Origin of the sequence: Streptomyces sp. NBC_01197 (assembly GCF_036010505.1) — a bacterium.
Classification (GTDB): domain Bacteria; phylum Actinomycetota; class Actinomycetes; order Streptomycetales; family Streptomycetaceae; genus Streptomyces.
This window is the reverse complement of sequence record NZ_CP108569.1, coordinates 5,174,268-5,201,204: the sequence shown is the minus strand read 5'-3', so window position 1 is coordinate 5,201,204 and position 26,937 is coordinate 5,174,268. Positions and strand designations below refer to the sequence as shown.

General features: G+C 69.0%; 20 protein-coding genes and 2 tRNA genes. 9 read left to right on the top strand and 13 right to left on the bottom strand.

The genetic code is table 11. The features are described from left to right. Window positions 1–85: 85 nt before the first annotated feature. A complete protein-coding gene (locus OG452_RS23790) occupies window positions 86–2,707 on the bottom strand; it encodes a valine--tRNA ligase (RefSeq protein WP_327297610.1) in 2,622 nt (873 codons plus the stop codon). A 336-nt stretch (window positions 2,708–3,043) separates the two neighbouring features. Between OG452_RS23790 and OG452_RS23785 the strand changes: the two genes are divergently transcribed. Next, the gene (locus OG452_RS23785) at window positions 3,044–4,075 is read left to right on the top strand and encodes a hypothetical protein (RefSeq protein ID WP_327297609.1); all 1,032 of its coding nucleotides are present in this window, start codon (window positions 3,044–3,046) and stop codon (window positions 4,073–4,075) included. A gap of 108 nt (window positions 4,076–4,183) precedes the next feature. On the opposite strand, the gene clpX is transcribed toward OG452_RS23785, so the two are convergent. From clpX to OG452_RS23760, 5 genes are all read right to left on the bottom strand, one after another. Further along, window positions 4,184–5,476, bottom strand: coding sequence for an ATP-dependent Clp protease ATP-binding subunit ClpX (gene clpX, locus OG452_RS23780; protein ID WP_327297608.1), 1,293 nt, complete (start codon window positions 5,474–5,476; stop codon window positions 4,184–4,186). A 156-nt stretch (window positions 5,477–5,632) separates the two neighbouring features. Then, window positions 5,633–6,316, bottom strand: a complete 684-nt coding sequence (locus OG452_RS23775) for an ATP-dependent Clp protease proteolytic subunit (protein WP_164261167.1) — start codon at window positions 6,314–6,316, stop codon at window positions 5,633–5,635. A 50-nt stretch (window positions 6,317–6,366) separates the two neighbouring features. Then, window positions 6,367–6,975 carry an ATP-dependent Clp protease proteolytic subunit gene (locus OG452_RS23770; RefSeq protein ID WP_327299750.1) on the bottom strand — a complete coding sequence of 203 codons (609 nt, stop codon included), beginning with the start codon at window positions 6,973–6,975 and terminating at the stop codon, window positions 6,367–6,369. Between the two features lie 294 nt (window positions 6,976–7,269). Beyond that, window positions 7,270–8,673, bottom strand: coding sequence for a trigger factor (tig, locus tag OG452_RS23765; protein ID WP_327297607.1), 1,404 nt, complete (start codon window positions 8,671–8,673; stop codon window positions 7,270–7,272). A 116-nt stretch (window positions 8,674–8,789) separates the two neighbouring features. Continuing rightward, window positions 8,790–8,866: transfer RNA gene (locus tag OG452_RS23760), tRNA-Pro, on the bottom strand. Window positions 8,867–9,011: 145 nt separating this feature from the next. On the opposite strand from OG452_RS23760, the gene OG452_RS23755 reads away from it, so the two are divergent. Continuing rightward, a tRNA-Gly gene (locus tag OG452_RS23755) sits at window positions 9,012–9,085 on the top strand. 174 nt (window positions 9,086–9,259) lie between these two features. On the opposite strand, the gene OG452_RS23750 is transcribed toward OG452_RS23755, so the two are convergent. Continuing rightward, window positions 9,260–9,454 carry a hypothetical protein gene (locus tag OG452_RS23750; RefSeq protein WP_164261160.1) on the bottom strand — a complete coding sequence of 65 codons (195 nt, stop codon included), beginning with the start codon at window positions 9,452–9,454 and terminating at the stop codon, window positions 9,260–9,262. A 503-nt stretch (window positions 9,455–9,957) separates the two neighbouring features. On the opposite strand from OG452_RS23750, the gene OG452_RS23745 reads away from it, so the two are divergent. Further along, the gene (locus OG452_RS23745) at window positions 9,958–11,139 is read left to right on the top strand and encodes an acyltransferase family protein (RefSeq protein ID WP_327297606.1); all 1,182 of its coding nucleotides are present in this window, start codon (window positions 9,958–9,960) and stop codon (window positions 11,137–11,139) included. A 198-nt stretch (window positions 11,140–11,337) separates the two neighbouring features. Here the strand turns inward: OG452_RS23745 and OG452_RS23740 are convergent, their stop codons facing one another. Continuing rightward, window positions 11,338–12,501 (bottom strand): PP2C family protein-serine/threonine phosphatase, encoded by a 1,164-nt coding sequence (locus tag OG452_RS23740; protein ID WP_327297605.1) that lies wholly within the window; start codon window positions 12,499–12,501, stop codon window positions 11,338–11,340. A 105-nt stretch (window positions 12,502–12,606) separates the two neighbouring features. Between OG452_RS23740 and OG452_RS23735 the strand changes: the two genes are divergently transcribed. Beyond that, window positions 12,607–13,836, top strand: coding sequence for a GNAT family N-acetyltransferase (locus tag OG452_RS23735; RefSeq protein WP_327297604.1), 1,230 nt, complete (start codon window positions 12,607–12,609; stop codon window positions 13,834–13,836). Between the two features lie 30 nt (window positions 13,837–13,866). On the opposite strand, the gene OG452_RS23730 is transcribed toward OG452_RS23735, so the two are convergent. Then, window positions 13,867–14,676, bottom strand: coding sequence for an Fpg/Nei family DNA glycosylase (locus tag OG452_RS23730; protein WP_327297603.1), 810 nt, complete (start codon window positions 14,674–14,676; stop codon window positions 13,867–13,869). 10 nt (window positions 14,677–14,686) lie between these two features. Next, window positions 14,687–15,175 carry a ribose-5-phosphate isomerase gene (locus OG452_RS23725; protein ID WP_327297602.1) on the bottom strand — a complete coding sequence of 163 codons (489 nt, stop codon included), beginning with the start codon at window positions 15,173–15,175 and terminating at the stop codon, window positions 14,687–14,689. Between the two features lie 87 nt (window positions 15,176–15,262). Here OG452_RS23725 and OG452_RS23720 point away from each other — a divergent pair, with 87 nt between their 5' ends. Next, window positions 15,263–16,696 (top strand): amino acid permease, encoded by a 1,434-nt coding sequence (locus OG452_RS23720; RefSeq protein ID WP_327297601.1) that lies wholly within the window; start codon window positions 15,263–15,265, stop codon window positions 16,694–16,696. A gap of 87 nt (window positions 16,697–16,783) precedes the next feature. Here OG452_RS23720 and OG452_RS23715 read toward each other — a convergent pair whose 3' ends face one another. Then, complete coding sequence (locus OG452_RS23715; protein WP_327297600.1) at window positions 16,784–17,368, bottom strand: biotin transporter BioY; 585 nt, start codon at window positions 17,366–17,368, stop codon at window positions 16,784–16,786. A 295-nt stretch (window positions 17,369–17,663) separates the two neighbouring features. On the opposite strand from OG452_RS23715, the gene OG452_RS23710 reads away from it, so the two are divergent. Together OG452_RS23710 and OG452_RS23705 are read left to right on the top strand one after the other, a co-directional pair. Then, a complete protein-coding gene (locus tag OG452_RS23710) occupies window positions 17,664–19,028 on the top strand; it encodes an amino acid permease (RefSeq protein WP_327297599.1) in 1,365 nt (454 codons plus the stop codon). A gap of 213 nt (window positions 19,029–19,241) precedes the next feature. Further along, entirely contained in the window at window positions 19,242–19,883 is a 642-nt protein-coding gene (locus OG452_RS23705) for a superoxide dismutase (RefSeq protein ID WP_327297598.1), read from the top strand. A gap of 161 nt (window positions 19,884–20,044) precedes the next feature. On the opposite strand, the gene OG452_RS23700 is transcribed toward OG452_RS23705, so the two are convergent. Continuing rightward, complete coding sequence (locus OG452_RS23700) at window positions 20,045–20,683, bottom strand: mycothiol-dependent nitroreductase Rv2466c family protein (RefSeq protein WP_327297597.1); 639 nt, start codon at window positions 20,681–20,683, stop codon at window positions 20,045–20,047. A 142-nt stretch (window positions 20,684–20,825) separates the two neighbouring features. Here OG452_RS23700 and pepN point away from each other — a divergent pair, with 142 nt between their 5' ends. Together pepN and OG452_RS23690 are read left to right on the top strand one after the other, a co-directional pair. Next, window positions 20,826–23,420, top strand: coding sequence for an aminopeptidase N (pepN, locus tag OG452_RS23695; RefSeq protein ID WP_327297596.1), 2,595 nt, complete (start codon window positions 20,826–20,828; stop codon window positions 23,418–23,420). A gap of 181 nt (window positions 23,421–23,601) precedes the next feature. Next, window positions 23,602–24,774 (top strand): hypothetical protein, encoded by a 1,173-nt coding sequence (locus tag OG452_RS23690; RefSeq protein ID WP_327297595.1) that lies wholly within the window; start codon window positions 23,602–23,604, stop codon window positions 24,772–24,774. 118 nt (window positions 24,775–24,892) lie between these two features. On the opposite strand, the gene OG452_RS23685 is transcribed toward OG452_RS23690, so the two are convergent. Beyond that, window positions 24,893–26,764 carry a TIGR03767 family metallophosphoesterase gene (locus tag OG452_RS23685; RefSeq protein WP_442810083.1) on the bottom strand — a complete coding sequence of 624 codons (1,872 nt, stop codon included), beginning with the start codon at window positions 26,762–26,764 and terminating at the stop codon, window positions 24,893–24,895. Between the last annotated feature and the right edge of the window lie 173 nt (window positions 26,765–26,937).

Sequence of the window (26,937 nt, the reverse complement as noted above, 5' to 3'; positions counted from 1 at the left end):
GCTGCGCCCTGCCAAGCTGCGCCCTGCCAAGAGGAAGACCCCCGGCCGGAACCGGGGGTCTTCGTCCTGCGCTTGCTTGTCCGCGCTACGCCTGCGGCAACCCGTCGAGCTGGGCCTGGATCCGCTCGATGTCCGTCTCGGCCTTGGCGAGGCGCGTACGGATCTTGTCGACCACGTTGTCGGGTGCCTTCGCCAGGAACGCCTCGTTGCCGAGCTTCCCGAGCGCCTGTGCCTTCTCCTTCTCGGCGGCACCGACATCCTTGGTCAGCCGCTTGCGCTCGGCCGCCACGTCGATCGTCCCCGACAGGTCAAGCGCGACCTTGGCGCCCGCGACCGGCAGTGACGCGGTGGCGTGGAAGCCCTCCCCGGCCGGCTGCAGCCGCAGCACCTGGCGGATGGACCCCTCGTGGGGCGCCAGCGCCGTACCGGCCAGGTCGAGCTGGGCCGGGACCTTCTGGCCCGGCTGCAGCCCCTGGTCCGAGCGGAAGCGCCGGACCTCGGTGATGACCTGCTGGACCAGCGTGATCTCCTGCTCGGCCGCGCTGTCCCGGAAGCCGGAGTCCTTCGGCCAGTCGGCCACGACGACCGACTCCTTGCCGGTGAGCGTGGTCCACAGCGTCTCGGTGACGAACGGGACGATCGGGTGCAGCAGCCGCAGCATCACGTCGAGGACCTCACCGAGGACCCGCGCCGAGACCTTGGCGGGCTCGCCGCCCGCGAAGAACGTCGTCTTCGACAGCTCGACGTACCAGTCGAAGACCTCGTCCCACGCGAAGTGGTAGAGGGTGTCTGCGAGTTTGGCGAACTGGTAGTCGTCGTAGTACGCGTCCGCCTCGGCGACGACCGCGTTCAGCCGCGACAGGATCCACCGGTCGTTGGCCGACTGCTGCTCGACGGGCGGCAGTTCGCCCTCGACGGTGGCGCCGTTCATCAGCGCGAAGCGGGTCGCGTTCCAGATCTTGTTGGCGAAGTTGCGCGACGCCTTGACCCAGTCCTCGCCGATCGGCACGTCCGCACCGGGGTTGGCGCCGTTGGCGAGGGTGAAGCGGACGGCGTCCGAGCCGTACTCGTCCATCCAGTCCAGCGGGTCGACCACGTTGCCGAAGGACTTGGACATCTTCTTGCCGTTCTCGTCGCGGACGAGACCGTGCAGTGCGATGGTCTTGAACGGGGCCTGCCCGTCCATCGCGTAGAGACCGAACATCATCATCCGGGCGACCCAGAAGAAGATGATGTCGTGGCCGGTGACCAGGACGTCGGTCGAGTAGAACTTCTCCAGGTCCGGGGTCTGCTCCGGCCAGCCGAGCGTGGAGAACGGCCACAGGCCGGAGGAGAACCAGGTGTCGAGGACGTCCTCGTCCTGGTGCCAGCCCTCACCCGTGGGCGCCTCGTCGTCCGGTCCGACGCAGACGACCTCGCCCGCCGGTCCGTACCAGACGGGGATCCGGTGGCCCCACCACAACTGGCGTGAGATGCACCAGTCGTTGAGGTTGTCGACCCAGTCGAAGTAGCGCTTCTCCATCTCCTTCGGGTGAATCGTGACGCGGCCGTCGCGGACCGCGTCGCCCGCGTCCTTGGCGAGCGTCTCGACCTTGACCCACCACTGGAGGGAGAGCCGGGGCTCGACGGTCGTCTTGCAGCGCGAGCAGTGGCCGACGGAGTGCGTGTACGGGCGCTTCTCGGCGACGACCCGGCCCTGCTCCCGCATGGCCTCGACGATCGTGGAGCGCGCCTCGAACCGGTCGAGCCCGTGGAACGGGCCGGGGACCGTGATCACACCGCGCTCGTCCATGATCGTCATGGACTCCAGGCCGTGCCGCTGGCCGATGGCGAAGTCGTTCGGGTCATGGGCGGGCGTCACCTTGACGGCGCCGGTGCCGAATTCGGGGTCGACATGTGTGTCGGCGACGACCGGGATGGTCCGGTCGGTCAGCGGCAGCTTGATCCGCTTGCCGATGAGGTGCGCGTACCGGGCGTCGTCGGGGTGGACGGCGATCGCGGTGTCACCGAGCATCGTCTCGACCCGGGTGGTCGCGACGACCAGGGTCTCGTCGCCCTCGCCGTACTTGAGCGAGACCAGCTCGCCGTCGTCGTCCTGGTAGTCGACCTCGATGTCGGAGATCGCGGTGAGACAGCGCGGGCACCAGTTGATGATGCGCTCGGCACGGTAGATCAGCTCGTCGTCGTAGAGCTTCTTGAAGATGGTCTGGACGGCCTGGGACAGCCCTTCGTCCATGGTGAACCGCTCACGGGACCAGTCGACCCCGTCCCCGAGGCGGCGCATCTGCCCGAGGATCTTGCCGCCGTACTGCTCCTTCCACTGCCAGACACGCGCGGTGAACTCCTCGCGCCCCAGATCCTGGCGGGACTTGCCCTCCTCGGCGAGCTGCTGCTCGACCTTGTTCTGGGTGGCGATACCGGCGTGGTCCATACCGGGCAGCCACAGGGCCTCGTAACCCTGCATACGCTTACGGCGGGTGAGGGCGTCCATCAGCGTGTGCTGGAAGGCGTGGCCCAGGTGCAGGGCGCCCGTGACGTTCGGCGGCGGGATCACGATGGTGAACGGGGGCTTCTCGCTCTTGGCGTCCGCCTCGAAGTAACCGCGCTCCACCCAGCGCTCGTACAGCTTCCCCTCTACCTCGGCCGGCGCGTACTGGGTCGGCAGTTCGGTGATGGGCGCTGGAGTCTGCGATGAGTTCTCGGTCACGGGTTCAGTTTAGACCGACCGGCAAATGGGGGGCGGCGTCGCGGGGCTGGGCACGCACATCTGCGGCGTTGTCGTCAATCACCATGGCTCCTTCCCCAAGGTCTCGGCTTCGCTCGACCAGGGGAGACCCCACTTGCCTCAATCCTCCGCCTTGCAGCTGCACGCACCCAGCCCCGCTCCTTCTCCCACCCCCCATTTGCCGGTCGGTCTTGAGGGCGTCACGGTCCCGTACTGAAACGGGAATCTTTGGTGAGACTGTGGCCCCCGTCTCCCCGGTGCGCACGGGCGTCCGTCAGGATGTTCGCATCGGTAGGAATCCAGAGGGGGACCCAGTTCATGAGCTACAACCAGCCGGGACCGTACGGTCAGCAGCCGCAGCCGCAGCAGCCGGGGCCGTACGGACAGCAGCCGCCTCAGCAGGCCGGACCGTACGGACAGCCGCCCCAGCCCCAGCAGCAGCCCGGCAACCCGTACGGCCAGCCGGCCGGAGGCCAGCCGCAGCCCGGCTACGGCTACCCGCAGCAGCAACCGCAGGGCGTCCCGCCGCAGGGGTACGGCTACCCGCAGCAGCAGCCGGGCCAGCCGAACCCGTACGCCCAGCAGCCCCAGCAGCCGCCGTACGGACAGCAGCCCGCGTACGGCCAGGTGCCGCCGCCCCCGCAGGCCCCGAAGAAGAAGACGGGCCTGATCGTCGGCGCGGTGATCGTGGCGGTCGCGGTGATCGGCGGCGGCGTCTATCTGCTGACCTCCCAGGGCGGCGGCAACAGTGACGTCTCGGCCGCCACCAAGGGGTACAAGCTCGTGGCCCCCGCCTCGATCGGTGAGTACCAGAAGCAGCAGGGGGCCGACCAGTCGGCGTGGGCCGCGGGCGGCAAGGAGAAGGCCGAGGGGCTGGGCATCAAGAACCCCTCGAAGACGGGCGCCGCCTACAAGACCGGTTCGAACCTGACCGAGAAGGACCTCAATCTCTCCGGTCTCTGGGGCCAGATCGACGACCCGGAGCAGGCACTGGACGGGGCGTTCGCGCTCTCCAAGGCCAATATCACCAAGGCCGCATCCGGCGGCCTCAAGGTGGAGCTCCAGGACAGCCCCAAGTCGGTCACCCCGCCCGGCTTCAGCGGCGCTCTCATGAAGTGCCAGAACGCCAAGGTCACGAGCACCACCAGCAGCAGCGGCGACAGCAGCGATCCCGCGTCGCAGGTGCCGAAGACCTTCGTACTGCCCATCTGCATCTGGGCGGACTACAGCACCCTCGGGATCGTGCAGAACACCGATGTGTCGCTGATCATGACGCACCAGACGCTCTCGATGGACGCGGCCGCGGCCCTCACGGCCAAGGTGTACGACGGGTCCCGCGTCAAGCAGTAGCCGCCCGCGCTCACACTCACACCGAAGGGGCGCCGACCGGGTCCACATGGACCGGGGGCGCCCCTTCGGTGTACGTGATCAACGCGTTCGGACTCAACGCGGCTGCGGTCAGGCCGACTTCTCGTGGCGCCCGTCGTTGCCGACGATCCGCGGCTCGCGCGGGACCAGCGTCGGGTTCACGTTGTCCCGGACGACGTCCGCGGTGATGACGACCCGGGCGACGTCCTTGCGGGACGGCACCTCGTACATCACCGATTGGAGGACCTCCTCCATGATGGCGCGCAGGCCACGCGCCCCGGTGCCGCGCAGGATCGCCTGGTCGGCGATGGCCTCAAGCGCGGGACGGTCGAAGTCCAGCTCCACACCGTCGAGTTCGAAGAGGCGCTGGTACTGCTTCACCAGTGCGTTGCGCGGCTCGACGAGGATCTGCAGCAGCGCCTCGCGGTCCAGGTTGTGCACCGAGGTCAGGACGGGGAGGCGGCCGATGAACTCGGGGATCATCCCGAACTTCACCAGGTCCTCCGGCATGACCTCCTGGAACTGGTCGCTCGCCTCGATCTCCCGCTTGGAGCGGATGGTGGCGCCGAAGCCGATGCCCTTCGCGCCCGCCCGGGACTCGATGATCCGCTCCAGACCGGAGAACGCGCCGCCCACGATGAACAGCACGTTCGTGGTGTCGATCTGGATGAACTCCTGGTGCGGGTGCTTGCGGCCGCCCTGCGGCGGCACCGAGGCGGTCGTGCCCTCCAGGATCTTCAGCAGGGCCTGCTGGACACCCTCGCCAGAGACATCACGCGTGATCGACGGGTTCTCGCTCTTGCGCGCGACCTTGTCGATCTCGTCGATGTAGATGATGCCGGTCTCGGCCTTCTTGACGTCGTAGTCGGCGGCCTGGATCAGCTTGAGCAGGATGTTCTCGACGTCCTCGCCGACATAGCCGGCCTCCGTCAGCGCCGTCGCGTCCGCGATGGCGAACGGGACGTTGAGCATCCGGGCCAGTGTCTGGGCGAGCAGCGTCTTGCCCGAGCCGGTGGGGCCCAGCAACAGGATGTTGGACTTGGCGAGTTCGATCGCGTCCTCGCGGCCGGCGCCGCCGCCGTTCTCACCGGCCTGGACGCGCTTGTAGTGGTTGTAGACCGCTACCGAGAGGGCCTTCTTCGCGGGCTCCTGCCCGACGACGTACCCCTCGAGGAACTCGTAGATCTCGCGCGGTTTGGGCAGTTCCTCCCACCGCACCTCGGAGGTCTCCGCGAGCTCTTCCTCAATGATCTCATTGCAGAGATCAATGCACTCGTCGCAGATGTACACCCCGGGGCCTGCGATGAGCTTCTTCACCTGCTTCTGGCTCTTCCCGCAGAACGAGCACTTGAGCAGGTCGCCGCCATCACCGATGCGTGCCACGAGGTGCTTCCCCTTCGCCTGGGAGGCGCCACGTTCAGCGTCTCCTGGTGCCTCATATTCGACGGTACCTTGCCGGACCCCTCGTTCGGGCCCCCCTTGGCACGGTTCACTTTGACGTGCACCGTGCCAGGGGACGGAAGGTAAATCAAATGGCCATCAGGTGGTCATCATTCCCACGGAGCCCTTGCGGGTCGAGACGATCTGGTCGACCAGGCCGTAGGCGAGGGCGTCCTCGGCCGTGAGGATCTTGTCGCGCTCGATGTCGTCGCGGATCTTCTCCACCGGCGTCGTGGAGTGCTTGGCCAGCAGGTCTTCCAACTGGGTACGCATACGCAGGATTTCGTTGGCCGCGATCTCCAGGTCGGAGAGCTGCTCACGGCCGGTCTGCGAGGACGGCTGGTGGATCAGCACACGGGCGTTCGGGAGCGCCATGCGCTTGCCGGGGGTACCGGCCGCCAGCAGGACAGCGGCGGCGGAGGCCGCCTGGCCCATGCAGACCGTCTGGATGTCCGGCTTCACGAACTGCATCGTGTCGTAGATCGCGGTCAGCGCGGTGAACGAGCCACCGGGGCTGTTGATGTAGATGGAGATGTCCCGGTCCGGGTCCATCGACTCCAGGCAGAGCAGCTGCGCCATGACGTCGTTGGCGGAGGCGTCGTCGATCTGCACACCGAGGAAGATCACGCGCTCCTCGAAGAGCTTCGCGTACGGGTCGTACTCGCGCACGCCCTGCGAGGTGCGCTCGACGAAGCGCGGAACGATGTAGCGGTTGTCGACCTGCGGGCCGGTGTAGAGGCCGCTGGCGGAGGCGGAGTAGTCGTTCATGCTGGTGTTCACCATCCTGGTGGCGTTCAGTGGTCGGTCGGGTTCGGAGGCAGGGATCCGGAGCGTCAGTTGGCCCCGGTGCCGCCGCCGCCCGGAACGCCCGAGGCGGAGGAGATGATCTCGTCGATGAGGCCGTACTCCTTGGCCTCGTCCGCGGTGTACCAGCGGTCGCGGTCACCGTCACGGATGATCGTGTCGACGGTCTGGCCGGAGTGCCGGGCGGTGATCTCCGCCATGCGCTTCTTCGTACGCAGCAGCTGCTCGGCCTGGATCTTGATGTCCGATGCGGTGCCGCCGAGACCGGCCGAGCCCTGGTGCATCAGGATGTCGGTGTTGGGGAGCGCGAAGCGCTTGCCCGCGGTACCGCCGGTCAGCAGGAACTGGCCCATCGAGGCCGCGAGGCCCATACCGATGGTGACCACGTCGTTCGGGATGTACTGCATGGTGTCGTAGACCGCCATGCCTGCCGTCACCGAGCCGCCGGGGCTGTTGATGTAGAGGTAGATGTCCTTGTCCGGGTCGGCGGCAAGGAGGAGCAGCTGCGCGGTGATCTTGTTGGCGATATCGTCGTCGACCTGCTGGCCGAGGAAGATGATCCGCTCACCGAGCAGTCGGTTGTAGACCTGGTCGCCGAGGCCGCCACCGATGTTGGGCTCGCCGGCGGCGTAAGGCATCAGATTCGTCACGTATCCACCTGCTCGTCTCTGACGGCTCCGGCCGTCTCAGCGTCTTCGTACAGCAGGAGTCCGGGGGTGGTTTCCTACACCCGAGCTCTCCTCTTCATGGACCCTAACGCGCAGGTAGGACAACGCCATCCCGCTTCCCGAACTGTTCGCTGGGAGCGCAAGGTAGGCCCGGCGCGCGCGTACGACGAAGGGTCCGGACGTGCGGCACGCCCGGACCCTTCGCTTCGATCGAGATCAGAACCGGCCGGGTCGGAGAACGGCCCGGTCGAGACCGGTGGAGGCTCAGGCCTCCGGCTTGGCCTCGGTCTCGTCGGCGGACGCCTCGGCGGTCTCCGTGACCACTGCGTCACCGGCGGCCTCAGCGGTCTCGTCCTCGTCGTCGGTCAGATCGACGACCTCACCATTGGTGTCCTTGACCTTGACGGCCTCGACGACGACCGCGAGGGCCTTTCCGCGGGCCACCTCGCCGACGAGCATCGGAACCTGGCCACCCTCGACGACCGCCTGGGCGAACTGGTCGGGGCTCATGCCGGAGGACTGCGCACGCCGCATGAGGTGCTCGGTGAGCTCCTCCTGGTTGACGTTCAGCTTCTCCTTGTTGACCAGCTCGTCGAGAATGAACTGGGTCTTGATGCCCTTCTCGGCCTGCTCCTTGGTCTCGGCCGTGAACTCTTCCTCGGTCTTGCCCTGGATCTCCAGGTACTTGGCGAGGTCGAGGCCCATCTGGCCGAGCTGGTGGTGCTCCAGGTTGTGCTTGCGGGTGTTGATCTCGTCCTCGAGGAGCTTCTCGGGGATCGGGACCTCCGCCAGCCTCAGCAGCTCGTCGAGGACGCGCTCCTGGGCCTGGGTGGCCTGCTCGTACTGCTTGGTGCTTTCGAGGCGCTTGCGGCTGTCGGCCCTGAGCTCGTCCAGCGTGTCGAACTCGCTCGCCAGCTGCGCGAAGTCGTCGTCCAGGCCGGGAAGTTCACGAGCGGCGACCGCGGTGACCTTGACGGTGACCTCGGCGGCCTTGCCCTCGGCGGAGCCGCCCTTGAGCTCGGAGGTGAAGGTGGCCTCGCCACCGGCCTCCAGGCCGGTCACGGCCTCGTCGATCCCGTCGAGCAGCTCACCGGAGCCGATGGTGTACGAGACACCCTCGGCCACGCCGTCCTCCAGGACCTCGCCGTCGACCTTGGCCTCCAGGTCGATGGTGACGACGTCACCATCCGCGGCGGCGCGCTCGACGGGGTTGGTGGACGCGAAGCGGCCACGCAGCTCCTCGACGGCCTTGTCGACGTCCTCGTCGCTGACGTCGACCGCGTCGACCTCGACCTCGATGCCGGAGTAGTCCGGGATCTCGATCTCGGGCCGGACGTCGACCTCGGCGGTGAAGGAGAGCAGCTCGCCGTCCTTGAGCTCCGTGATGTCGACCTCGGGCTGGCCGAGGACATTCAGCTCACCCTCGTTGACGGCCTCGGTGTAGAACTTCGGGAGGGCGTCGTTGACGGCCTCCTCCAGCACGGCACCGCGGCCGAAGCGCTGGTCGATCACGCGGTTCGGGATCTTGCCCTTACGGAAGCCCTTCACCGTGACCTGCTCGTTGATCTTCTTGTACGCCGCGTCGAGGCTGTCCTTGAGCTCCTCGAAGGGCACCTCGATGCTGAGCCGAACCCGAGTCGGGTTCAGGGTCTCCACGGCGCTCTTCACGGTTCGGTCTCCTTGGGGGCTGACTTCAGAATCTCTGCCCGGTTTTAGAGACACGCGGGCACACAGCTTGCATAGTAACGGCAAGCAGGAGGAGACCCACAATGCGATCTTGCTGCTGGTCGGGGTGGCCGGATTCGAACCGACGACCTTCCGCTCCCAAAGCGGACGCGCTACCAAGCTGCGCCACACCCCGTCGGTGCGAGACGTAGGGTACATGGCCGCCCGCCGCGCCGTGGCAGGTTTCCGCGGTTCCACGCCGCGCGGTACTGGTGTGCGCGCAGCGGGTCCGACCCGCTACGATGCTTCTCGTGCCGCGGTCGCTCCGACCGGCGGCACCTGCGGGCGTAGCTCAATGGTAGAGCCCTAGTCTTCCAAACTAGCTACGCGGGTTCGATTCCCGTCGCCCGCTCCAGACAGCAGAAGGCCCGGCCGGTGAGTCCTTTCACCGGCCGGGCCGTCGTTGTTTCCGTCGCCGCATTCTCTCGCCCGCCGACACCCGCACCGGCCGGGGCGCCGCGGCCGGCGCCGTTCGCCGGCGCCGTTCGCCGGCGCCGTTCGCCGGCGCCGGACACCGGGCGTCCCGGCGCTAGAACTTGATCTGGTTGATCGTGTCGGCTATCGAGTTGAGGAACCTGTTGATCGACGGAGCCATGCCCGTCGACGCCAGGAAGAAGCCGAAGAGCATGGCGACGATCGCGGGACCGGCCTTGATGGATCCACCGCGGATCAACACCACAAGGACGATCGCCAACAGCAGCACCACTGACAGCGAAATGGCCACAACTGATCACAACCCTTGGTCGGTCCGCCTTGCCGGCCGGGAACGATGCCGCTCCAGCACTTCTTCTCTTCCGCTGGTCCATGGTGCCACCAACAGGCCTGTGGTTGTTGCCCGGTGACGAAACGGCGCCGACCGGATCGCGCCATCCCGCGCTCCCCGCGCGTCCGGCTCCGGGGCCCGGCGCGCGGGCGTCGCCGGGGCGCGCGGCGGCAATTTCCGGACGGTGTGATTTGCCACTCGCGGAGATAAATCCAAATCGATCGTTTCACTGCCCACACATTATGTTCACAGGTGATTCCGATAAGCCCGGGCGACCATCGAACAGCGCCCGAGGCGGGCACTGGGAGGCGTCGTTATGCGCCATTTAAGTGGGATGAGCCACCCCATATGCATACATAAGATCAGGGTAGTAAAGGTAAGCCGCGTGGGTACACGTACTGCGAATATCACAGACACCCGAGAGGGTTTTACGGAATCCCTCACGCGACGCTAGGGTTCCTCGAATGGTTCAAGCTCCACACGGATATCAGCGGGCCCCACTCCCCCTGGCGCGGGAGACGGAACCCGAAACCCCCACGGACTCACAGGCGCCGCCCAGACCGGACACAGCGCACGTACAGGCGCCCGCCCCCGGCGCCAAGAAGGAGCGCAACGCGCTCTTCGACAACGCGAAGTTCCTGGCCATCGTGCTCGTGGCCACGGCACACGCGTGGGAACCGATCATGGACGGCAGCCGCACCACGCGGGCGCTGTACATGTTCGTCTACACGTTCCATATGCCTGCATTCATCATTATCTCGGGGTATTTCTCCCGCAGTTTCGACATGCGGCCCGACCGGCTGCGTCGGCTGGTGACAGGTGTCGTCGTTCCTTATGTGATCTTCGAGACCGCCTACTCGCTCTACGACAAGTGGGGCAACAACGACCCCGGTCACGAGATCAGCCTGCTCGACCCGTACTTCCTGACGTGGTTTCTGGTCGCCCTCTTCATCTGGCGTCTCACCACGCCGATCTGGCTCAATCTGCGCTATCCGCTGACCCTCTCGCTCGTCATCGCGGTCCTCGCGTCGATCACCCCCAACATCGGCGACGACCTCGATCTGCAGCGGGTCCTCCAGTTCCTGCCGTTCTTCGTGCTGGGCCTCAAGCTCAAGCCCGAGCACTTCCAGTTGGTGCAGCGCCGGGGTGCACGGCCGGTGGCCGTCGCGGTCATGCTGGTCACACTGGTGTTCTCCTACTGGGCCGCGCCCAGAATGACGCTCAACTGGTTCTACCGGGGCACCAGCGCCCAGCAGCTCGGCGTCGACTGGTGGGAGGGCGTCGTGATGACGCTCGGCCTCACCGTCTGCGGGCTGGTGCTGACCGCCTGCTTCCTGGCCCTCGTGCCGCGCCGCAAGACCTGGTTCACCGCGCTCGGCGCCGGCACGCTCTGCGGCTATCTGCTGCACGGCCTGCTCATCAAGACCATCGAGTACGCGGGCCTGATCGACCACTACAGCTGGTTGAAGAGCCCGCTGGGCGAGGTCTTCGCGACCCTCTTCATGGCGGTGGCCGTGACGCTGTTCTGCACCCCGCCGGTGCGGCGCGTGATGCGCTTCGCGACGGAACCCGAGATGAAGTGGGCGTTCCGGTCCGACCCGGTGGAGAACGCACGGAAGCGGGAACGCGAGAAGGTTCCGGCTTGATCCGGAGGAAGACCCCGGCCCGGGGCCCCGCCTCCTGAGTTGGACCAGCAGTACCGCCCGTAGTCGAGCCCCGTCCGACGGAGAACCGTCGGCCGGGGCTCGGCTACGTAACGGGGCTCGGCCGCGTAACCGGGCGCGGCCCCATGAGGCGGTGCGGAGTGGCGGTGCGGAGTTGGGAAGTTACGACGCCGGAGCGGGTTACAGCACCGGCCCCGCGTCGCTGTCGCGGCATATCAGCAGCAGCGCCCTGTCGTCGTTGACGTCCTTGGCCACCGCCTCGATGAGATGCCACGCCGCGCCCTCGAAGGTGCTGGCCACATAGCGGTCGGCCTCCCCGCTCAGCCGGTCGATCCCCTCGCTGATATCGCGGCCGGGTGCCTCGACCAGGCCGTCCGTGAAGAGCATCAGGACGTCGCCGGGGCCGAGCGACCCCTTGGCGGCGTCGAACTCGGCGCCGTCGTAGACGCCGAGGAGCGGGCCCTCGCCCGACTTCTCCTCCCACAGGCCGCTGCCCGCGTGCAGTTGGAGCGCCGGGAGGTGGCCGGCCGACAGGAGTTCGTAGTCGCCCGTGTCCAGGTCGAGGACCAGATGGATCGAGGTGGCGAACCCCTCGTCCCAGTCCTGGCGCAGCAGATAGCCGTTGGCGGCCGGCAGGAAGTCATGGGGCGGCAGCGAGCCGAGCAGACCGCCGAAGGCGCCCGAGAGCAGGAGGGCCCGGGAGCCCGCGTCCATCCCCTTGCCGGAGACGTCCGTCAGGACGACTTCCAGGGTGCGTCCGCCGCTGGTGCGCGCGGCGACCACGAAGTCGCCCGAGAAGGACTGCCCGCCGGCCGGCCGCAGCGCCATCTCGCGGTGCCAGCCCTGTGGCAGCCGCGGCAGTTTGCTCTGGATTCGGATCCGTTCGCGCAGGTCGAAGAGCATGGTTCCGCCGCGCCGCCACGGCACCCCGACCCGGCTGCGGAACTGCGCGATGAGCAGGCCGAAGAGCCCGCAGGCGGCCACCGTGAGGACCGTGCCGGGGGTGACCGGCGCGGCGCCGTCGTCGTACGGACCGAGCTTGACGGATTCGACGATGAGGGCGGCGGCCGCCGCGGCGTAGAGGCCCAGCAGGCTCGCCGGGCGCAGCAGCAGTCCGCCGGCCACGATGGGCAGGACCAGCGTCGAGGGTGAGCACCAGACCGGGGTGAGGATGGTCGCCCAGGCCAGCGCGGGGACGGTCAGCAGGAGTGTGGCGAGGGCCAACCCTTCGGAGCCGTCGCCGCGGAAGTAGTCGACACCGGATCGGCGCAGCACTGTCCTGGCCCGGTGCACCGACTTCCGCATCCGGGCCGTGAACGCTTCTTCTCCGACGCGACCGGTCATTGCCCGGACCTTATCCACCCGTGCGGGTCCCGCGCAGGGGGACCCTGTGACCTCGCGTTCGAAATTGACTCGCCCGTCGTCGGCCCCCGCTGGTAGGGATGGCTCATGGATACCGAGCTGAAGGTTCTGCGCCGGGACAACGTGGACACCTGGTACTGGGGGCTGATGCGTGCCTTCGGCGGGGTGGACGAACCGCCGGAGGAGCGCGCGCTCTGGGACGATCTCACCGAGTTCGAGCGCTCGATCGGCGCCTGGGACGGTGACCAGTGCGTGGGCACGACGGGGGCGTTCAGCTTCAAGCTCTCGGTGCCGGGCGGCGCGTACGTACCGGCGGCGGGCGTGACCATGGTCAGTGTCGCGGCGACGCACCGGCGGCGCGGGATCCTGACGGCCATGATGCGGCGGCAGTTGGACGACGTACGAGCGCTCGGTGAGCCGCTGGCCATACTGACCGCGTCGGAGCCCGCGATCTACGGCCGGTTCGGATACGGCATCGCCTCCCGGCAGTTGACGGCCGAGATCGACACCTCGCGGGTGACGCTCGCGGTCCCGGCGGGGACCGACGCCGTACGGCTGCGGTACGCGCCGGTCGAGGAGGCGGCCGCGCAGTGCGAGGCGCTGTACGTGCGCTCCATCGGTTCGCGCCCCGGAATGCTCCAGCGGAATCCGGGCTGGGAGCGGCTGCCGCTGCTCGACCCGCCCGGCCAGCGTGAGGGTGCGTCGCCGCTGCAGTGCGTGCTTGCCGAGCGGGACGGCGAGTTGGTGGGATACGCCCGTTTCCACACGAAACCCGATTCGGATGCCGCGGGCCCCAGGGGCTCCGTCCGGCTGCGGCACATCGACGCGGTGGACCCGGCGGCGTGCGCGGCTCTGTGGCGGTTCCTGTTCAGCATTGATCTGATGACGACGCTCCACGTCCGCAACCGGCCGATGGACGACCCCTGGCAGTATCTGGTGTCGGACTTCCGCCGGTGCCGACTACAGATCCGCGATGTGCTGCATCTGCGCCTTGTGGACGTGGGGGCCGCGCTCGAAGCGCGTACCTACCGGGTCCCGGTGGATGTGGTGCTGGACGTCGAGGACGCCTTCTGCCCCTGGAACAGCGGGCGTTGGCGGCTGACCGGGGACACCGGAGGCGCGGCCTGCGTACGGAGCGACGACCCGGCAGATCTCGAACTGTCCGTACAGGAGCTGGGCGCCGCGTATCTCGGCGGTACGTCGCTCACCGCGCTGGCGGACGCCGGTCTGGTGCGGGAGCTGCGGCCGGGGTCGCTGGCCCTGGCGTCGCTCGCCTTCGGTTCGGAGAAGGCGCCCTGGCTGCCGCACGGCTTCTGAACGGCAGGGCAGGTCTCCAGTGCCGCGGCACTAGCGCTGCTGGCAGTCCGGGCACCAGAAGAGGTTGCGGGCGGCCAGCGGAGCGGTGCGGATCCCGGCGCCGCAGAGGTGGCAGGGCATCGCGGCCCGGCGGTAGACGTACACCTCACCGCCGTGGTCGTCGACCCGGGGCGCCCGGCCGGTCGCCTCGGGCATGTGTTCGGGGCGGACGGTGTCGATGCGGTTGTTCCGTACGCCCTCCCGCATCAGGGCCACCAGGTCGGCCCAGACCGCGTCCCACTCGGCGCGGGTCAAGTCCTTGCCCGCGCGGTACGGGTCGATGCCGTGCCGGAAGAGGATCTCGGCGCGGTAGACGTTGCCGACGCCCGCGATCACCTTCTGGTCCATGAGCAGGGCGGCCACGGTCGTACGGGAGCGGGAGATCCGGGACCAGGCGCGGTCGCCGGAGTCCGCGGGACGGAGCGGGTCGGGGCCGAGCCGGTCGTGTATCGCCTGCTTCTCGCCGTCCGTGATCAGCGTGCAGGTGGTCGGGCCGCGCAGGTCGGCGTACGCCTCTTCGTTGACCAGGCGCAGCCGGACCGTGTCGGTGGGAGGCACGGCGGGCGCGGTGCCGAAGTCCAGCTTCCCGAACAGACCCAGGTGGATATGGACCCAGCCGCCCGCGCCGAAGCCCAGGAACAGATGCTTTCCGTGCGCCTCGGCGGTCTCCAGGGTGTGGCGGTCGATGAGCGCCGCGCTGCCTGCGAACTTGCCCTGCGGGCTGGAGGCACGCACAGGCCGGCCGCCGAACCTCTCGAGGTGGTCGGCGGCCAGTCGGTGGATGGTGTGGCCCTCGGGCACCGGGGCGGTCCTAGTCCTTCTGCGGGTGGTGGGCCGGGACGGGCGGCAGCTCGCCGGTCGCCTCGTACGCGGTGAGCATGTCGATGCGGCGCTGGTGGCGCTCCTCGCCGGAGTACGGGGTGTTGAGGAAGATCTCCACGAACTTCACCGCCTCCTCCTGCGTGTGCATCCGGCCGCCGACGGAGATGACGTTGGCGTTGTTGTGCTCGCGGCCGAGCGCGGCGGTCTGCTCGCTCCAGGCGAGCACCGCCCGGACACCCTTGACCTTGTTGGCCGCGATCTGCTCACCATTGCCGGAGCCGCCGATGACGACGCCGAGGCTGTCGGGGTCCGCGGCCGTCTTCACGGCGGCCCGGAGGCAGAACGGCGGGTAGTCGTCCACGGCGTCGTAGATGTGGGGACCGCAGTCCACGGGCTCATGACCGTGGGCGGTGAGCCACTCGACGAGGTGGGTCTTGAGTTCGTAACCGGCATGATCGGAACCGAGGTACACGCGCATGCTTCGAGTGTGGCACGCCGGGTAGGTGGGTCCCCTGGTCGGGGCACGTCTTGCGTGACCCGTTCGCGACAATTAAGGACAGAGAGCATGAGTGCTGCACCTCCTTCGCGGGTCGTCGGCAGATCGCCCGACGGCGATTCCCCTGACGGACTTCAGGCAGGACTGAAGAACCGCCATCTCTCGATGATCGCCATCGGTGGTGTGATCGGCGCGGGGCTGTTCGTGGGCTCCGGGGCCGGGATCAACGCCGCGGGCCCGGGCATTCTGCTCTCGTACGCGCTGACCGGACTGCTCGTCGTCCTGGTGATGCGGATGCTGGGCGAGATGGCCGCGGCGGATCCGGTCTCCGGTTCCTTCTCCACGTACGCCGACCGGGCGCTCGGCCGGTGGGCCGGGTTCACCATCGGCTGGCTCTACTGGTTCTTCTGGGCCGTGGTGCTGGCGGTGGAAGCGACCGCGGCCGCGTCGATCCTCACCGGGTGGGTGCCGGCGATACCGCAGTGGGCGTGGGCGCTCCTGGTGATGCTGGTGCTGACCGGCACCAACCTGGTCTCGGTCGGCTCCTTCGGCGAATTCGAATTCTGGTTCGCCGGGATCAAGGTCGTCTCGATCATTGCCTTCATCGTCATCGGGCTGCTTGCCGTGTTCGGCCTGCCGCCGGGCCACGACCCGGCCGGGATGAGCAATCTGACCGGGCACGGCGGATTCCTGCCGAACGGGCCGGGCGCGATCCTCTCCGGGATGCTGCTGGTCGTCTTCTCGTTCATGGGCTCGGAGATCGTGACGCTGGCCGCCGCCGAGTCGCCCAACCCGGTGGTTGCCGTCCGCAAGGCGGTCAACAGCGTGATCTGGCGGATCGCGCTGTTCTACATCGGCTCGATCTTCGTCATCGTCACACTGCTGCCGTGGGACTCCAAGGCGGTCACCGCCAGTCCGTACGTGGCCGTGCTCGACTCGCTGAAGATCCCCGGCGCCGGCACGATCATGGACATCGTGGTGCTGACCGCGGTGCTCTCCTGTCTCAACTCCGGTCTGTACACGGCCTCCAGGATGGCCTTCTCGCTCGGTCAGCGCGGTGACGCCCCGAAGGCGTTCGCCACGGTCAACCGGGGCGGCGTGCCCGCCGTCGCGATCTGGGCCTCCGTCGCGTTCGGCTTTGTCGCGGTGTTCTTCAACTACATCGCCCAGGACACCGTCTTCCAGTTCCTGCTGAACTCGTCGGGCGCGGTGGCCCTCTTCGTCTGGCTGGTCATCTGCTTCTCGCAGCTGCGGATGCGCCGCAGGATCGAGCGGGAGAACCCGGAGCTGCTGACCGTACGGATGTGGCTTTACCCGTATCTGACCTGGGCGACGATCGCCCTGATCCTCTTCGTGGTCGGCTACATGCTGTACGACACCGACGGGCGCAAGCAGATGCTGCTCTCGGTGCTGGTGGGCGCGCTGGTACTGGTGGTCGCGGTGGTACGGGACCGTCGGCGGAAGGCCGTCGCGGAGGCGGCCCCGGCCGCGGCCGACGGCTGATCCGTACACCACCCCACGCATGCGGGAGGGGTCGCACCCGGCGAACCGGGTGCGACCCCTCCCGCATTTCTGCCTGTCGGTCGCGGGTCAGCCGCGGCGGCCCGCCAGCTTCCAGGCGCTCGGCAGCGCGCCCATCGCGAGGGCCGCCTTCAGCGCGTCGCCGATGAGGAACGGGACCAGACCGGCGGCGATGGCCGCGGAGGCCGACAGGCCGGTGGTCAGCGCCAGGTACGGGACACCGATCGCGTAGATGATCGCAGAGCCGAGCACCATGGTCCCCGCGGTGCGCAGCACGGACCGGTCACCGCCGCGCCGGGCCAGCGCGCCGACCACGGCCGATGCGAGCAGCATGCCCAGGACGTAGCCGAACGTGGCGCCGCCGGCGCCCGACGCGCCGCCGGCGAACCACGGCACACCCGCCATGCCCACCAGTGCGTACACCGCGAGGGAGAGGAAGCCGCGGCGCGCGCCGAGCGAGGCGCCGACCAGGAGCGCGGCGAAGGTCTGTCCGGTGACCGGGACCGGGGAGCCGGGGATCGGCACGGCGATCTGCGCGGCAATGCCGGTGAGCGCGGCGCCGCCGAGCACGAGCGCGATGTCGCGCGTACGGGTGGCAGGCAGCAGGTCGGCGAGAACCGCTCCGGGGCGGGTGGTGGCGGCAGCAGTACTCATCGGGACTCCGCGGGTGAGGGCAGGTGGGAACAGCCTGACGTTAGCGCGGCGGCCCGCCCCGGATCACCATCAGCGGCCCACAAAGCGGTGGTTGGGGCTTTGGTTGGTTTCATACAAAGCGAGTGGTTGAACCATCTCCCCGCGTGATGCTCGTCACTGAAGGTCCGGGGCAGGTGCATCTCCGTTGCGGAACAGGTGGCCACTTGGGGACACTGTGAGATCTCACCAAAATGACCGGCCAGATCGCCCAGCCGAAACGTCCAGCGCCACCCTCCAGAGCATCGCGAGCATTGACATGTCCGAACCACTCCAGGCGGAGCCACTCTCCGCCGGTCTCAAGCAGCGCCATCTGACCATGCTCGGCCTGGGCGGGGTGATCGGCGCCGGGCTCTTCGTGGGTTCGGGCGCGGGCATCGCGGTCGCGGGCCCCGGCATCGTCGTCTCCTATCTGATCGCGGGCACGCTCGCGATGCTGGTGATGCGGATGCTGGGCGAGATGTCGTCGGCGCTCCCCGCGTCCGGTTCGTTCTCGGTGCACGCGGAGCGGGCGCTGGGGCGCTGGGCCGGATTCACGGTGGGGTGGCTGTACTGGTTCCTGCTGGTGGTCGTCCTCGCGGTGGAGGCGACGGCCGCGGCCCAGATAGCCAACGGCTGGGTGCCCGGCATACCGCAGTGGACCTGGGTGCTGGTCTTCATGGTGGTCTTCACCGTCGCCAACCTCGCGGCCGTGCGGAACTTCGGCGAGTTCGAGTTCTGGTTCGCGGCGCTGAAGGTCGGCGCGATCGTCCTCTTCCTGGCACTCGGGCTGCTGGCGGTCTTCGGCGTGCTCCCGGACACCGACCCGGTCGGGATGACCAACCTCACCGGGAAGGGCGGCTTCCTGCCGCACGGCTGGCACGGCGTCATCTCCGGTGTGCTCGCGGTCGTCTTCGCCTTCGGCGGTCTTGAGGTCGTGACGATCGCCGCAGCCGAGACGCAGAACCCGGTGCGCGCGGTCAGCCGGGCGGTGCGCAGCGCGGTGGTCCGGATCCTCTTCTTCTACGTGGGGTCGATGCTTGTCATCGTGACGGTGCTGCCCTGGAGCGCGCAGAAGGCGGGGCTCTCGCCGTATGTGACGGTGCTCGACTCCATCGGCGTGCCGTCCGCGGGCGCCATCATGAACATCGTCGTCTTCGTCGCGATGCTGTCCGCGCTGAACGCCAATCTGTACGGTTCATCGCGGATGATCTTCTCGCTGGCCGAGCGGGGCGAGGCGCCGCGCGGGCTGCTCAAGGTCACCGGCAGCGTGCCGCGCCGGGCGGTCCTCGCCTCCGTCACCTTCGGCTTCGTGTCGGTCCTGCTCAATCTGGAGTGGCCGGACTCGGTCTTCCTCTACATGCTCAACGCGGTCGGCGCGGTGCTGCTGTTCGTCTGGGCCCTGATCGCCGCCTCCCAGCTGCGGCTGCGCCGCAAGATCGAGCGGGACACCCCGGAGCTGCTGCAGCTGAGGATGTGGGGCTTCCCGTGGCTGACCTGGGTGACGCTGGTCGGTCTGGCCGCCGTCTTCGTCCTGATGCTGACCGATGCCACGGCGCGTCCGCAGCTGCTGTGGTCGCTGGGCGCGACGGCCGTGGTACTGGTGGCCGCGGGCGTACGGGAGTTGAGCGCCCGGCGCGGTTAGAGGGCATCGCTGGAAGCTGACGCGATCCAGAGGCAGAGGTACCGGAAGGGGCGGGCGCCGTACAGGGCGCCCGCCCTTCCGGCTGTCCGCGTCCCACCGCACCGCATGACGCCCGGAGGGCAGTACGGCGAACCCTCCCGAACATATACCGCACCTGCTGCTAACCTGCACTTGCATATAGGTTGCAATAAGGAGTCGGAGGGCTCGGACGACATGGCGACTTACACACTTCCTGAACTTCCGTACGACTACGCGGCGCTGGAACCGGTGATCAGCCCCCAGATCATCGAGCTGCACCACGACAAGCACCACGCGGCGTATGTGAAGGGCGCGAACGACACGCTGGAGCAGCTGGCGGAGGCGCGCGACAAGGACCAGTGGGATGCGGTGAACGGGCTGGAGAAGAACCTCGCGTTCCATCTCTCCGGTCACATCCTGCACAGCATCTACTGGCACAACATGACCGGTGACGGCGGCGGTGAGCCCCTCGACAAGGACGGCACCGGTGAGCTCGCCGGTGCGATCGCCGAGTCGTTCGGCTCCTTCGCCAAGTTCAAGGCCCAGCTGACCAAGGCCGCTGCGACCACCCAGGGTTCGGGCTGGGGCGTCCTCGCGTACGAGCCGGTCAGCGGGCGGCTCATCGTCGAGCAGATCTACGACCACCAGGGCAACGTCGGCCAGGGCTCGGTGCCCGTCCTGGTCTTCGACGCCTGGGAGCACGCCTTCTATCTGCAGTACAAGAACCAGAAGGTGGACTTCATCGAGGCGATGTGGAAGGTCGTCAACTGGCAGGACGTGGCCAGGCGTTACGCGGCGGCCAAGGAGCGCTCCGACGTGCTGCTGCTCGCACCGTGACGGCGTAGCCCACGACGACGTGACCCCACGACGTCCTGCTCGTGATCGTCTTCTCAACCTTCACCTGCGGGCGGATGAAAACAGCCGGCCTCCACGAGGACATGACTCGCGGAGGCCGGCTGTCTGTCAGCGCCGGTCGGCCCAGGAATTCAGTCGAAGGCTCAGTCGAAGACCGGGCCCTGCGTGCGGGTCCGCTTGATCTCGTAGAAGCCGGGGATCGAGGCCACCATCAGAGTGCCGTCCCAGAGCTTCGCCGCGTCGTCGCCCTTGGGGGCCGGGGTGACGACCGGACCGAAGAACGCGATCTGCTCGCCGTCCGTGCCGGGGACCGCGATGACGGGGGTGCCGACCTCCTGGCCGACCTTGTCGATGCCGTCGTGGTGGGAGGCGCGCAGCTCCGCCTCGTAGTCGAACGGGCTCTGGTCCGCGTAGTCGAGCAGCTCGGCGGGCAGACCCACCTCGTCCAGCGCGGCCGCGATGGCCTCACGGGTCGGGCCCTGGCCCTCGTTGTGGAAACGGGTGCCCAGCGCGGTGTACAGCTTGCCGACGACCTCGTCACCGTGCTTCTGCTGGGCGGCGACGACGACCCGCACCGGCGCCCAGGCCTTGACGGCGAGCATCTCGCGGTACGCCTCGGGCAGCTCGTCGACCCGGTCCTCGTTGAGGACGGCCAGACTCATCACGTGCCAGCGGACCTCGATGTCCCGGACCTTCTCGACCTCAAGCATCCAGCGGGACGTCATCCACGCCCATGGGCACAGCGGATCGAACCAGAAGTCGACGGGGGTCTTCTCGGACATGTCTCTCCTCGGGAGGCGCACTTCTCTACTGCGGCAACTCTTCCCGTGCAACACCCGGGGGCGGCCCCGCCATTCCCGGCTGCCTCCCCCGAGCAGTGCGTGGGAGGATTCGGATACGGATCGTATACACGAAGGAGTGCCCGTGCCCGGTGAGAATCTGTCCCGCGACGAAGCCCGGAGGCGGGCCGAGCTCCTCTCTGTCGACGGGTACACGGTCGCCCTCGATCTGCGCTCGGCGGTCGGGAACGCCCCTGACGGCGAGCCGCGTACGTTCCGCTCGGTGACGACGGTGCGGTTCCGTTCAGCCGATGCGGGTGTCTCCACCTTCGCCGATCTGATCGCGCCGTCGGTGACCTCGGTGACGCTGAACGGCCGGGAGCTGGACCCGGCCGCCGTCTTCGACGGGGCCCGGATCGCGCTCGACGGGCTCGCCACCGAGAACGTCCTGGTCGTGGACGCGCAGTGCGCGTACAGCAGGACCGGCGAGGGCCTGCACCGCTTCGTCGACCCGGAGGACGGCGAGGTCTATCTCTACACGCAGTACGAGCCCGCCGACTCGCGCCGCGTCTTCACCAACTTCGAACAGCCCGACCTGAAGGCGCCCTACACCTTCGAGGTGACCGCGCCCGACGGCTGGACGGTGTGGAGCAACGGTGTCGGCGAGCAGACCGACGGGGTGTGGAACTTCGCGGAGACCAAGCCGATCTCCACGTACATCACCGCGGTCGTCGCCGGCCCGTACCACCACGTGACGGATGTCTACCGCCGGACCCTGGCCGACGGGACCGAGCTGGAGATCCCGCTCGGCGCGCTGTGCCGCAAGGGCCTCGCCAGGCACTTCGACGCCGAGGACATCTTCCTGGTGACCAAGCAGGGGCTTGACTTCTTCCACGACCATTTCGACTTCCCGTACCCATTCGGCAAGTACGACCAGGCCTTCGTGCCCGAGTACAACCTCGGCGCGATGGAGAACCCGGGTCTGGTGACGTTCCGCGAGGAGTACGTCTACCGGGGCAAGGTGACGCGCGCGGCGTACGAGCGCCGGGCCAACGTCATCCTGCACGAGATGGCCCATATGTGGTTCGGCGATCTCGTCACCATGGTCTGGTGGGACGACCTGTGGCTGAAGGAGTCCTTCGCGGACTTCATGGGCTCCTTCTCGATGGTGAACGCCACCCGCTTCACCGACGGCTGGATCACCTTCGCCAACAACCGCAAGGCCTGGGCGTACCGTGCCGACCAGCTGCCGTCGACCCATCCGGTCACGGCCGACATCCGTGACCTGGAGGACGCCAAGCTCAACTTCGACGGGATCACCTACGCCAAGGGCGCGTCGGTGCTCAAGCAACTGGTCGCCTACGTAGGGCAGGACGCCTTCCTTGAGGGCGCCCGCCGCTACTTCAAGCGGAACGCGTACGGGAACACCCGCCTCGGCGATCTGCTGTCCGTACTGGAGGAGACCAGCGGCCGGGACATGGTGTCCTGGTCGCGCTCCTGGCTCCAGACTGCCGGGGTCAACTCGCTGACGCCCGCCATCGTCCACGACGCGGAGTGCCGCGTCACGGAGCTGGCCATCCTCCAGGACGCGGCCGAGTCGCACCCCGAACTGCGGCCCCACCGGGTCGCTGTCGGGCTGTACCGGGTCGAGGACGGGACGCTGGTGCGGTACGCGCGCGCCGAGGCCGACGTGTCGGGTCCCCGTACGGTCGTGGCCGAACTGACCGGTGCCGAGCGGCCCGACCTGGTGCTGGTGAACGACGACGACCTCACGTACTGCAAGATCCGCTTCGACGAGGGCTCGCTGGACACGCTCCGCGAGCACCTCGGCGACATCACCGATCCGCTCGCGCGGGCACTCTGCTGGTCGGCGCTGTGGAACCTGACCCGGGACGCGCTGATGCCGGCCAGGGACTTCATCGCCCTGGTCCTGCGGTTCGCCGGCCGCGAGTCGGACATCGGCGTGCTCCAGATGCTGCACGCCTGGGCGCGGAGCGCGCTGCTGCACTACGCGGCGCCCGAGTGGCGCGAGGAGGGCGGGCAGCTGCTCGCCGAGGGCGCGCTGCGCGAACTGCGGCTGGCCGGGCCCGGCAGCGAGGCCCAGCTGACCTGGGCACGCTTCTTCGCGGCGACCGCGACGACGGACACCGATTTCCAGCTGATCCAGGGGCTGCTCGACGGCTCGGCGAAGATCGACGGGCTCGATGTGGACCAGGAGCTGCGCTGGGAGCTGCTGGCCCCGCTCGCCTCGCACGGTGTCGCCGACGAGCAGGGCATCGCGGCGGAGCTGGCCCGCGACGACACGGCGTCCGGCAAGCGGCACGAGGTGCGCGCGCTCGCCTCGCGCCCCTCGGCGGAGGTCAAGGCCGAGGCGTGGACGGCGCTCGTGGAGTCCGACACGCTCTCCAACGCGCTGGTGGAGGCGACGATCGGCGGGTTCGGGCAGGCGTCGCAGCGTGAGCTGACCGCCCCGTACGCGCCGAAGTACTTCGAGGTCATCGAGCGCATCTGGACCGAGCGTTCGATCCAGATCGGGATGCTCGTCGTGCGGGGCCTCTTCCCGGGGCTGCAGGACAACCGGTCGACGCTGGACGCGACGGACGCCTGGCTGGAGGGGCACCAGGACGCGGCGCCCGCGCTGCGCCGGCTCGTCCTGGAGGCGCGGGACGACCTGGCGCGGGCGCTGCGCGCCCAGGAGTGCGATGCCGGCGCGGGGTCCGCGGCGGACCGGGCCGTCTGAGAGCCCGCGCCGCAGTCTGAAAAGCAGTCGGCTGCTCCATGAGCGGGCCGTCGCCTGGGCCAATCGGGCGACGGCCTGCTCGGCCATCGAACGCGCTTACTTTAGGACGGTGTTGTCCGGTTTTGCCGACAGTTGTGTAACAGGGGTTAGCGGGCGGCGGGAGCATGGGCATCTCCGGTGCATGAACCGCGATACCTCCCTCTGCGGGGAGACCTCGTCCCCGCTCTCCCCCCGTTCCCTCTGTCACTCCGCCGGCGTCCACAGCCGGGTGCTCTCTGCGCCGCAACTGCGCGAGCACGGGGTGACGGCGGCCCGCGCGGCCGCCCAGTGCCGGCCCGGAGGCCCCTGGCAGCAGCTGCTGCCAGGGGTCTTCGTGCTGCACCCGGGCCCGCCGACCGGTGAGGAACGGGTGCACGCCGCGCTGCTGTATGCCGGGCGGCCCCCGGCGGAGCGGTCCGGGAAGGTGCCGTCCCAGCCGCGCCGGGGCGCGGGGCAGGGCGCTCCGGTACAGGACGCCTCGCTTCATGACGCTCCGGTGCAGGGCGCTTCGCCGGCCGGTCCTGTCCAGTACGGCAACACGATGGTCACCGGCCTCGCGGCGCTCGCACTGCACCGCTTCTCGGCCGCTCCCCCGCTGCTCTCCGTCGACCGGATCGACGTGCTGGTGCCGCGCACCCGCAGGCTCCGCTCCACCGGCTGCGCCCGGATCGTCCGCGCGCACACCCTGCCGGGGGCCCAGCGGATCGACGGGGTGCCGGTGGCGCCCGTGGAGCGCGCGCTGGCCGACGCGGTCGCCGAACTCTCGGACGCGGACGCGGTACGCCGGCTCCTCACCGAGGCCGTGCGCGGCGGGCACTGCGAACCGGCCGCCCTGGTCAGGGAACTGACCCTGGCCCGGCTGCTCTCGCGCGAGCAGGTGTCGGACGCGGTGGACTCGCTGCTCGCGGAGGGGCGTTCACTCGCCGAGGACCGGCTCTACGGTCTGGTGCGTGACCACGCGCTGCCCGGCCCGCTGTGGAACGTGGAGCTGCGGCTTCCCGGCGGGCCCTCGCTGGGCGGTGTGGACGCCTACTGGCCCGACGAGGCAGTGGCGGTGGAGCTTGACACCCGGGCGGCGCCCCGCGCGCGTTCCGGTCACAGGACCGGAGGGGCGGCCGACTGCGATGGGGATGTGCTCGGTTCGCCGTACGCCCGCAAGCGCGACCATCTGGAGCGGCTCGGCATCACCGTCGTACATCTGACGCCTGCCAAGCTGCGTGACGCACCGGCGCAGCAGGCGACGGTGGTGCGCACCGCACTGATGGCCGCCGAGGACCGTGCACCCGCCGCCCGTGTGGTGGTCCTGCCACGCTGACCCGGGACCCAGGGCCCGGGCACCGTGAGCAGGAGAGCCGGGGCGCCGGCGGTCGGGCGCCGCGGGCGGCAGCGCCGGCGGTCGGGCGCCGCGGGCGGCAGCGCCCCCGGGGCGCGGATCAGCGCTTCTTGAGGACCAGTTCGGTGTTCCGGTCACCCGCCGTTCCCGAGAGATCCGTACGGGAGCCGGGCGCGTTGAAGGACAGCTCCCGGTAGAGCGCGGCGAGGCCGGTCTGGGAGAGGTCGGTGAAGTCCGTACGGTGCGGGGCCGCCGACTCGACCAGGGTGGTGAAGAGCGAGAGCGTGCCGTCCTTGTTGTCGACCAGCTCGAAGACCCGGGCGAGCTGCGGGAAGTCGATGTGCGACGCGGTGGTGACCTCCCAGAAGGAGCCGTGCGGCTGGATCTTGTTGCGGTGGCTGTGTCCGTTGATCCAGGCGACCGCGTTGCGGTGCTTGCCGAGCAGCGCGACGATCTCGGCGCCCGAGTGGTTCCGCTCACCGGGGCGGGCCGGGTCGGGGTGCGTGTTGGTGATGGTCCAGCTGTTGTGGTGGCTGAAGACCAGGACGTGTTCGCCCGTGCGGGCCTTGAGGGTCCGCTCCAGCCAGTTCAGCTGCGCGGTGCCGACCGTGCCGGTGAAGTGGCCGCCCCTGCCGGTGGTGTCGAGGCTGATCCCGAGGACGCCGGGTGCGACCCGGAAGGTGTAGTAGAGGGTGTCGCTGTCGAGGTTGGCCCGGGTGTAACCGTGCCCCACCGGCCCGGCGCCCGCGTGTGCGGGGTCGAGGTGGGCGGTGAGGTACTCGCGCGGGGTGAACGGGGCGCGGGCCGGGTCCGGGGTGATGTGGCGCAGGTCCTTGCTGTGCCTGCGGACCAGGGCGGCGAAGTGGCTGCCGTCGAAGTCCCCGTTCCGCTGGTCGGCGGCCAGCTGGGTCCGCGCCTCGGCGGCCGGGATCTCGTACAGCTTCCGCCCGCCGACCGCGAAGTCGGCGAGGAAGTGCCCCCGGGCCGCCATGGATCCGCTGGTGAGCGAGTCGTGGTTGCCGACGGTCGAGTACCAGGGCATCCGCAGCCCCGGGCTGTTCACCGAGCGGACGGCCGCCGCGAGGAAGCCCTCGACGCGCGGGAAGCCGCGCTGCTTGTCCGTGTCGCGCAGGGCCGTGTCCGGGTGCCAGAAGTGCTTGATGCCGGAGTCCTGGACCCCTTCGTAGCGGTGCGGGTCACCGGTGTTGGGGGTGATACGGCCCCCGCTCATCACCTTGAGGAACCAGCCGAGTTCGGCGTGGGAGTTGTTGTCGGTGTTGTCCCCGGTGGTCATCACGAAGGAGAGCGGCGCACCGGTGGCGGGGCCCGCGCGCAGCGCGTTGACGCGTTCGACCAGGGAAACGGCGCCCGGCACCGTGAGTGCTTCCTGAGGGCGCCAGGCGGCGGTGTCGGCGGGACGCAGGAACTCGCCGCGCACCGGGTGCTGGACATCGGTGAGGTGCAGATCGGTGAGCTGGACGAAGGCGGCGAGCGTGGTGCGCCGGGCGGCACGGCCGGCGCCCGCTGGGGCGAGGCCGTCCCGTACGACCCGGTCCCAGCCGGGGCCGTCGCCCAGCCGCCGGTAGCCGCTGCCCGGGTCGCCGGTGCGGGGGGCCGCCGATGTGAGCAGGGTGGTGCCGGCCGGTGACGGCCCGGCGGGGGTGGTGGGTGCGGTGGGTGCGGAGCGGAGGGCGGCGGGTACGGCGGCGCCGGGCGTGGCCGGAGCGGGCGCGGCGGAAGCGCCGCCCCCGGTCCCGATGGCCGTACCGACGCCGGCCGATACGGCCGCTGCCCCGGCGACGGCGAGAAAGGCGCGGCGGTCGAGTGCGCGGGCGGCGGAAGCATACGTGACATGGCTCGGTCTCCCCGGGTGCGGACGCGTCTGCTTGGGCTGCGGGGCTGGAATTCCCCCGCTCCTCTGGATGGTTGGCAGCGGGCATGACCTGTGCGTGAACGAGGCCGCAACAGGCAACGCCGATCACCGCACAGGGATCACCCGCGGCCGGCAGGACGGCGGCGCGTCCCGGGCGGCGGAGTTGATCCGTTTCGGCCCGCTATGACCGGGGTGGCGTATGGCGGAAGACCGCCAAGGGGCGGCCTCCCGGCGGGCAACTCTCCCCAAGAGAGGGTCATTTAGGTAAAGCT

Coding starts and splice junctions, on each gene's coding strand:
- OG452_RS23785 (WP_327297609.1), top strand. CDS start 3,044: ATGAGCTACAACCAGCCGGGACCGTACGGTCAGCAGCCGCAGCCGCAG.
- OG452_RS23775 (WP_164261167.1), bottom strand. CDS start 6,316: ATGGTGAACACCAGCATGAACGACTACTCCGCCTCCGCCAGCGGCCTC.
- OG452_RS23770 (WP_327299750.1), bottom strand. CDS start 6,975: ATGCCTTACGCCGCCGGCGAGCCCAACATCGGTGGCGGCCTCGGCGAC.
- OG452_RS23745 (WP_327297606.1), top strand. CDS start 9,958: ATGGTTCAAGCTCCACACGGATATCAGCGGGCCCCACTCCCCCTGGCG.
- OG452_RS23740 (WP_327297605.1), bottom strand. CDS start 12,501: ATGACCGGTCGCGTCGGAGAAGAAGCGTTCACGGCCCGGATGCGGAAG.
- OG452_RS23735 (WP_327297604.1), top strand. CDS start 12,607: ATGGATACCGAGCTGAAGGTTCTGCGCCGGGACAACGTGGACACCTGG.
- OG452_RS23725 (WP_327297602.1), bottom strand. CDS start 15,175: ATGCGCGTGTACCTCGGTTCCGATCATGCCGGTTACGAACTCAAGACC.
- OG452_RS23720 (WP_327297601.1), top strand. CDS start 15,263: ATGAGTGCTGCACCTCCTTCGCGGGTCGTCGGCAGATCGCCCGACGGC.
- OG452_RS23715 (WP_327297600.1), bottom strand. CDS start 17,368: ATGAGTACTGCTGCCGCCACCACCCGCCCCGGAGCGGTTCTCGCCGAC.
- OG452_RS23710 (WP_327297599.1), top strand. CDS start 17,664: ATGTCCGAACCACTCCAGGCGGAGCCACTCTCCGCCGGTCTCAAGCAG.
- OG452_RS23705 (WP_327297598.1), top strand. CDS start 19,242: ATGGCGACTTACACACTTCCTGAACTTCCGTACGACTACGCGGCGCTG.
- OG452_RS23700 (WP_327297597.1), bottom strand. CDS start 20,683: ATGTCCGAGAAGACCCCCGTCGACTTCTGGTTCGATCCGCTGTGCCCA.
- OG452_RS23690 (WP_327297595.1), top strand. CDS start 23,602: ATGAACCGCGATACCTCCCTCTGCGGGGAGACCTCGTCCCCGCTCTCC.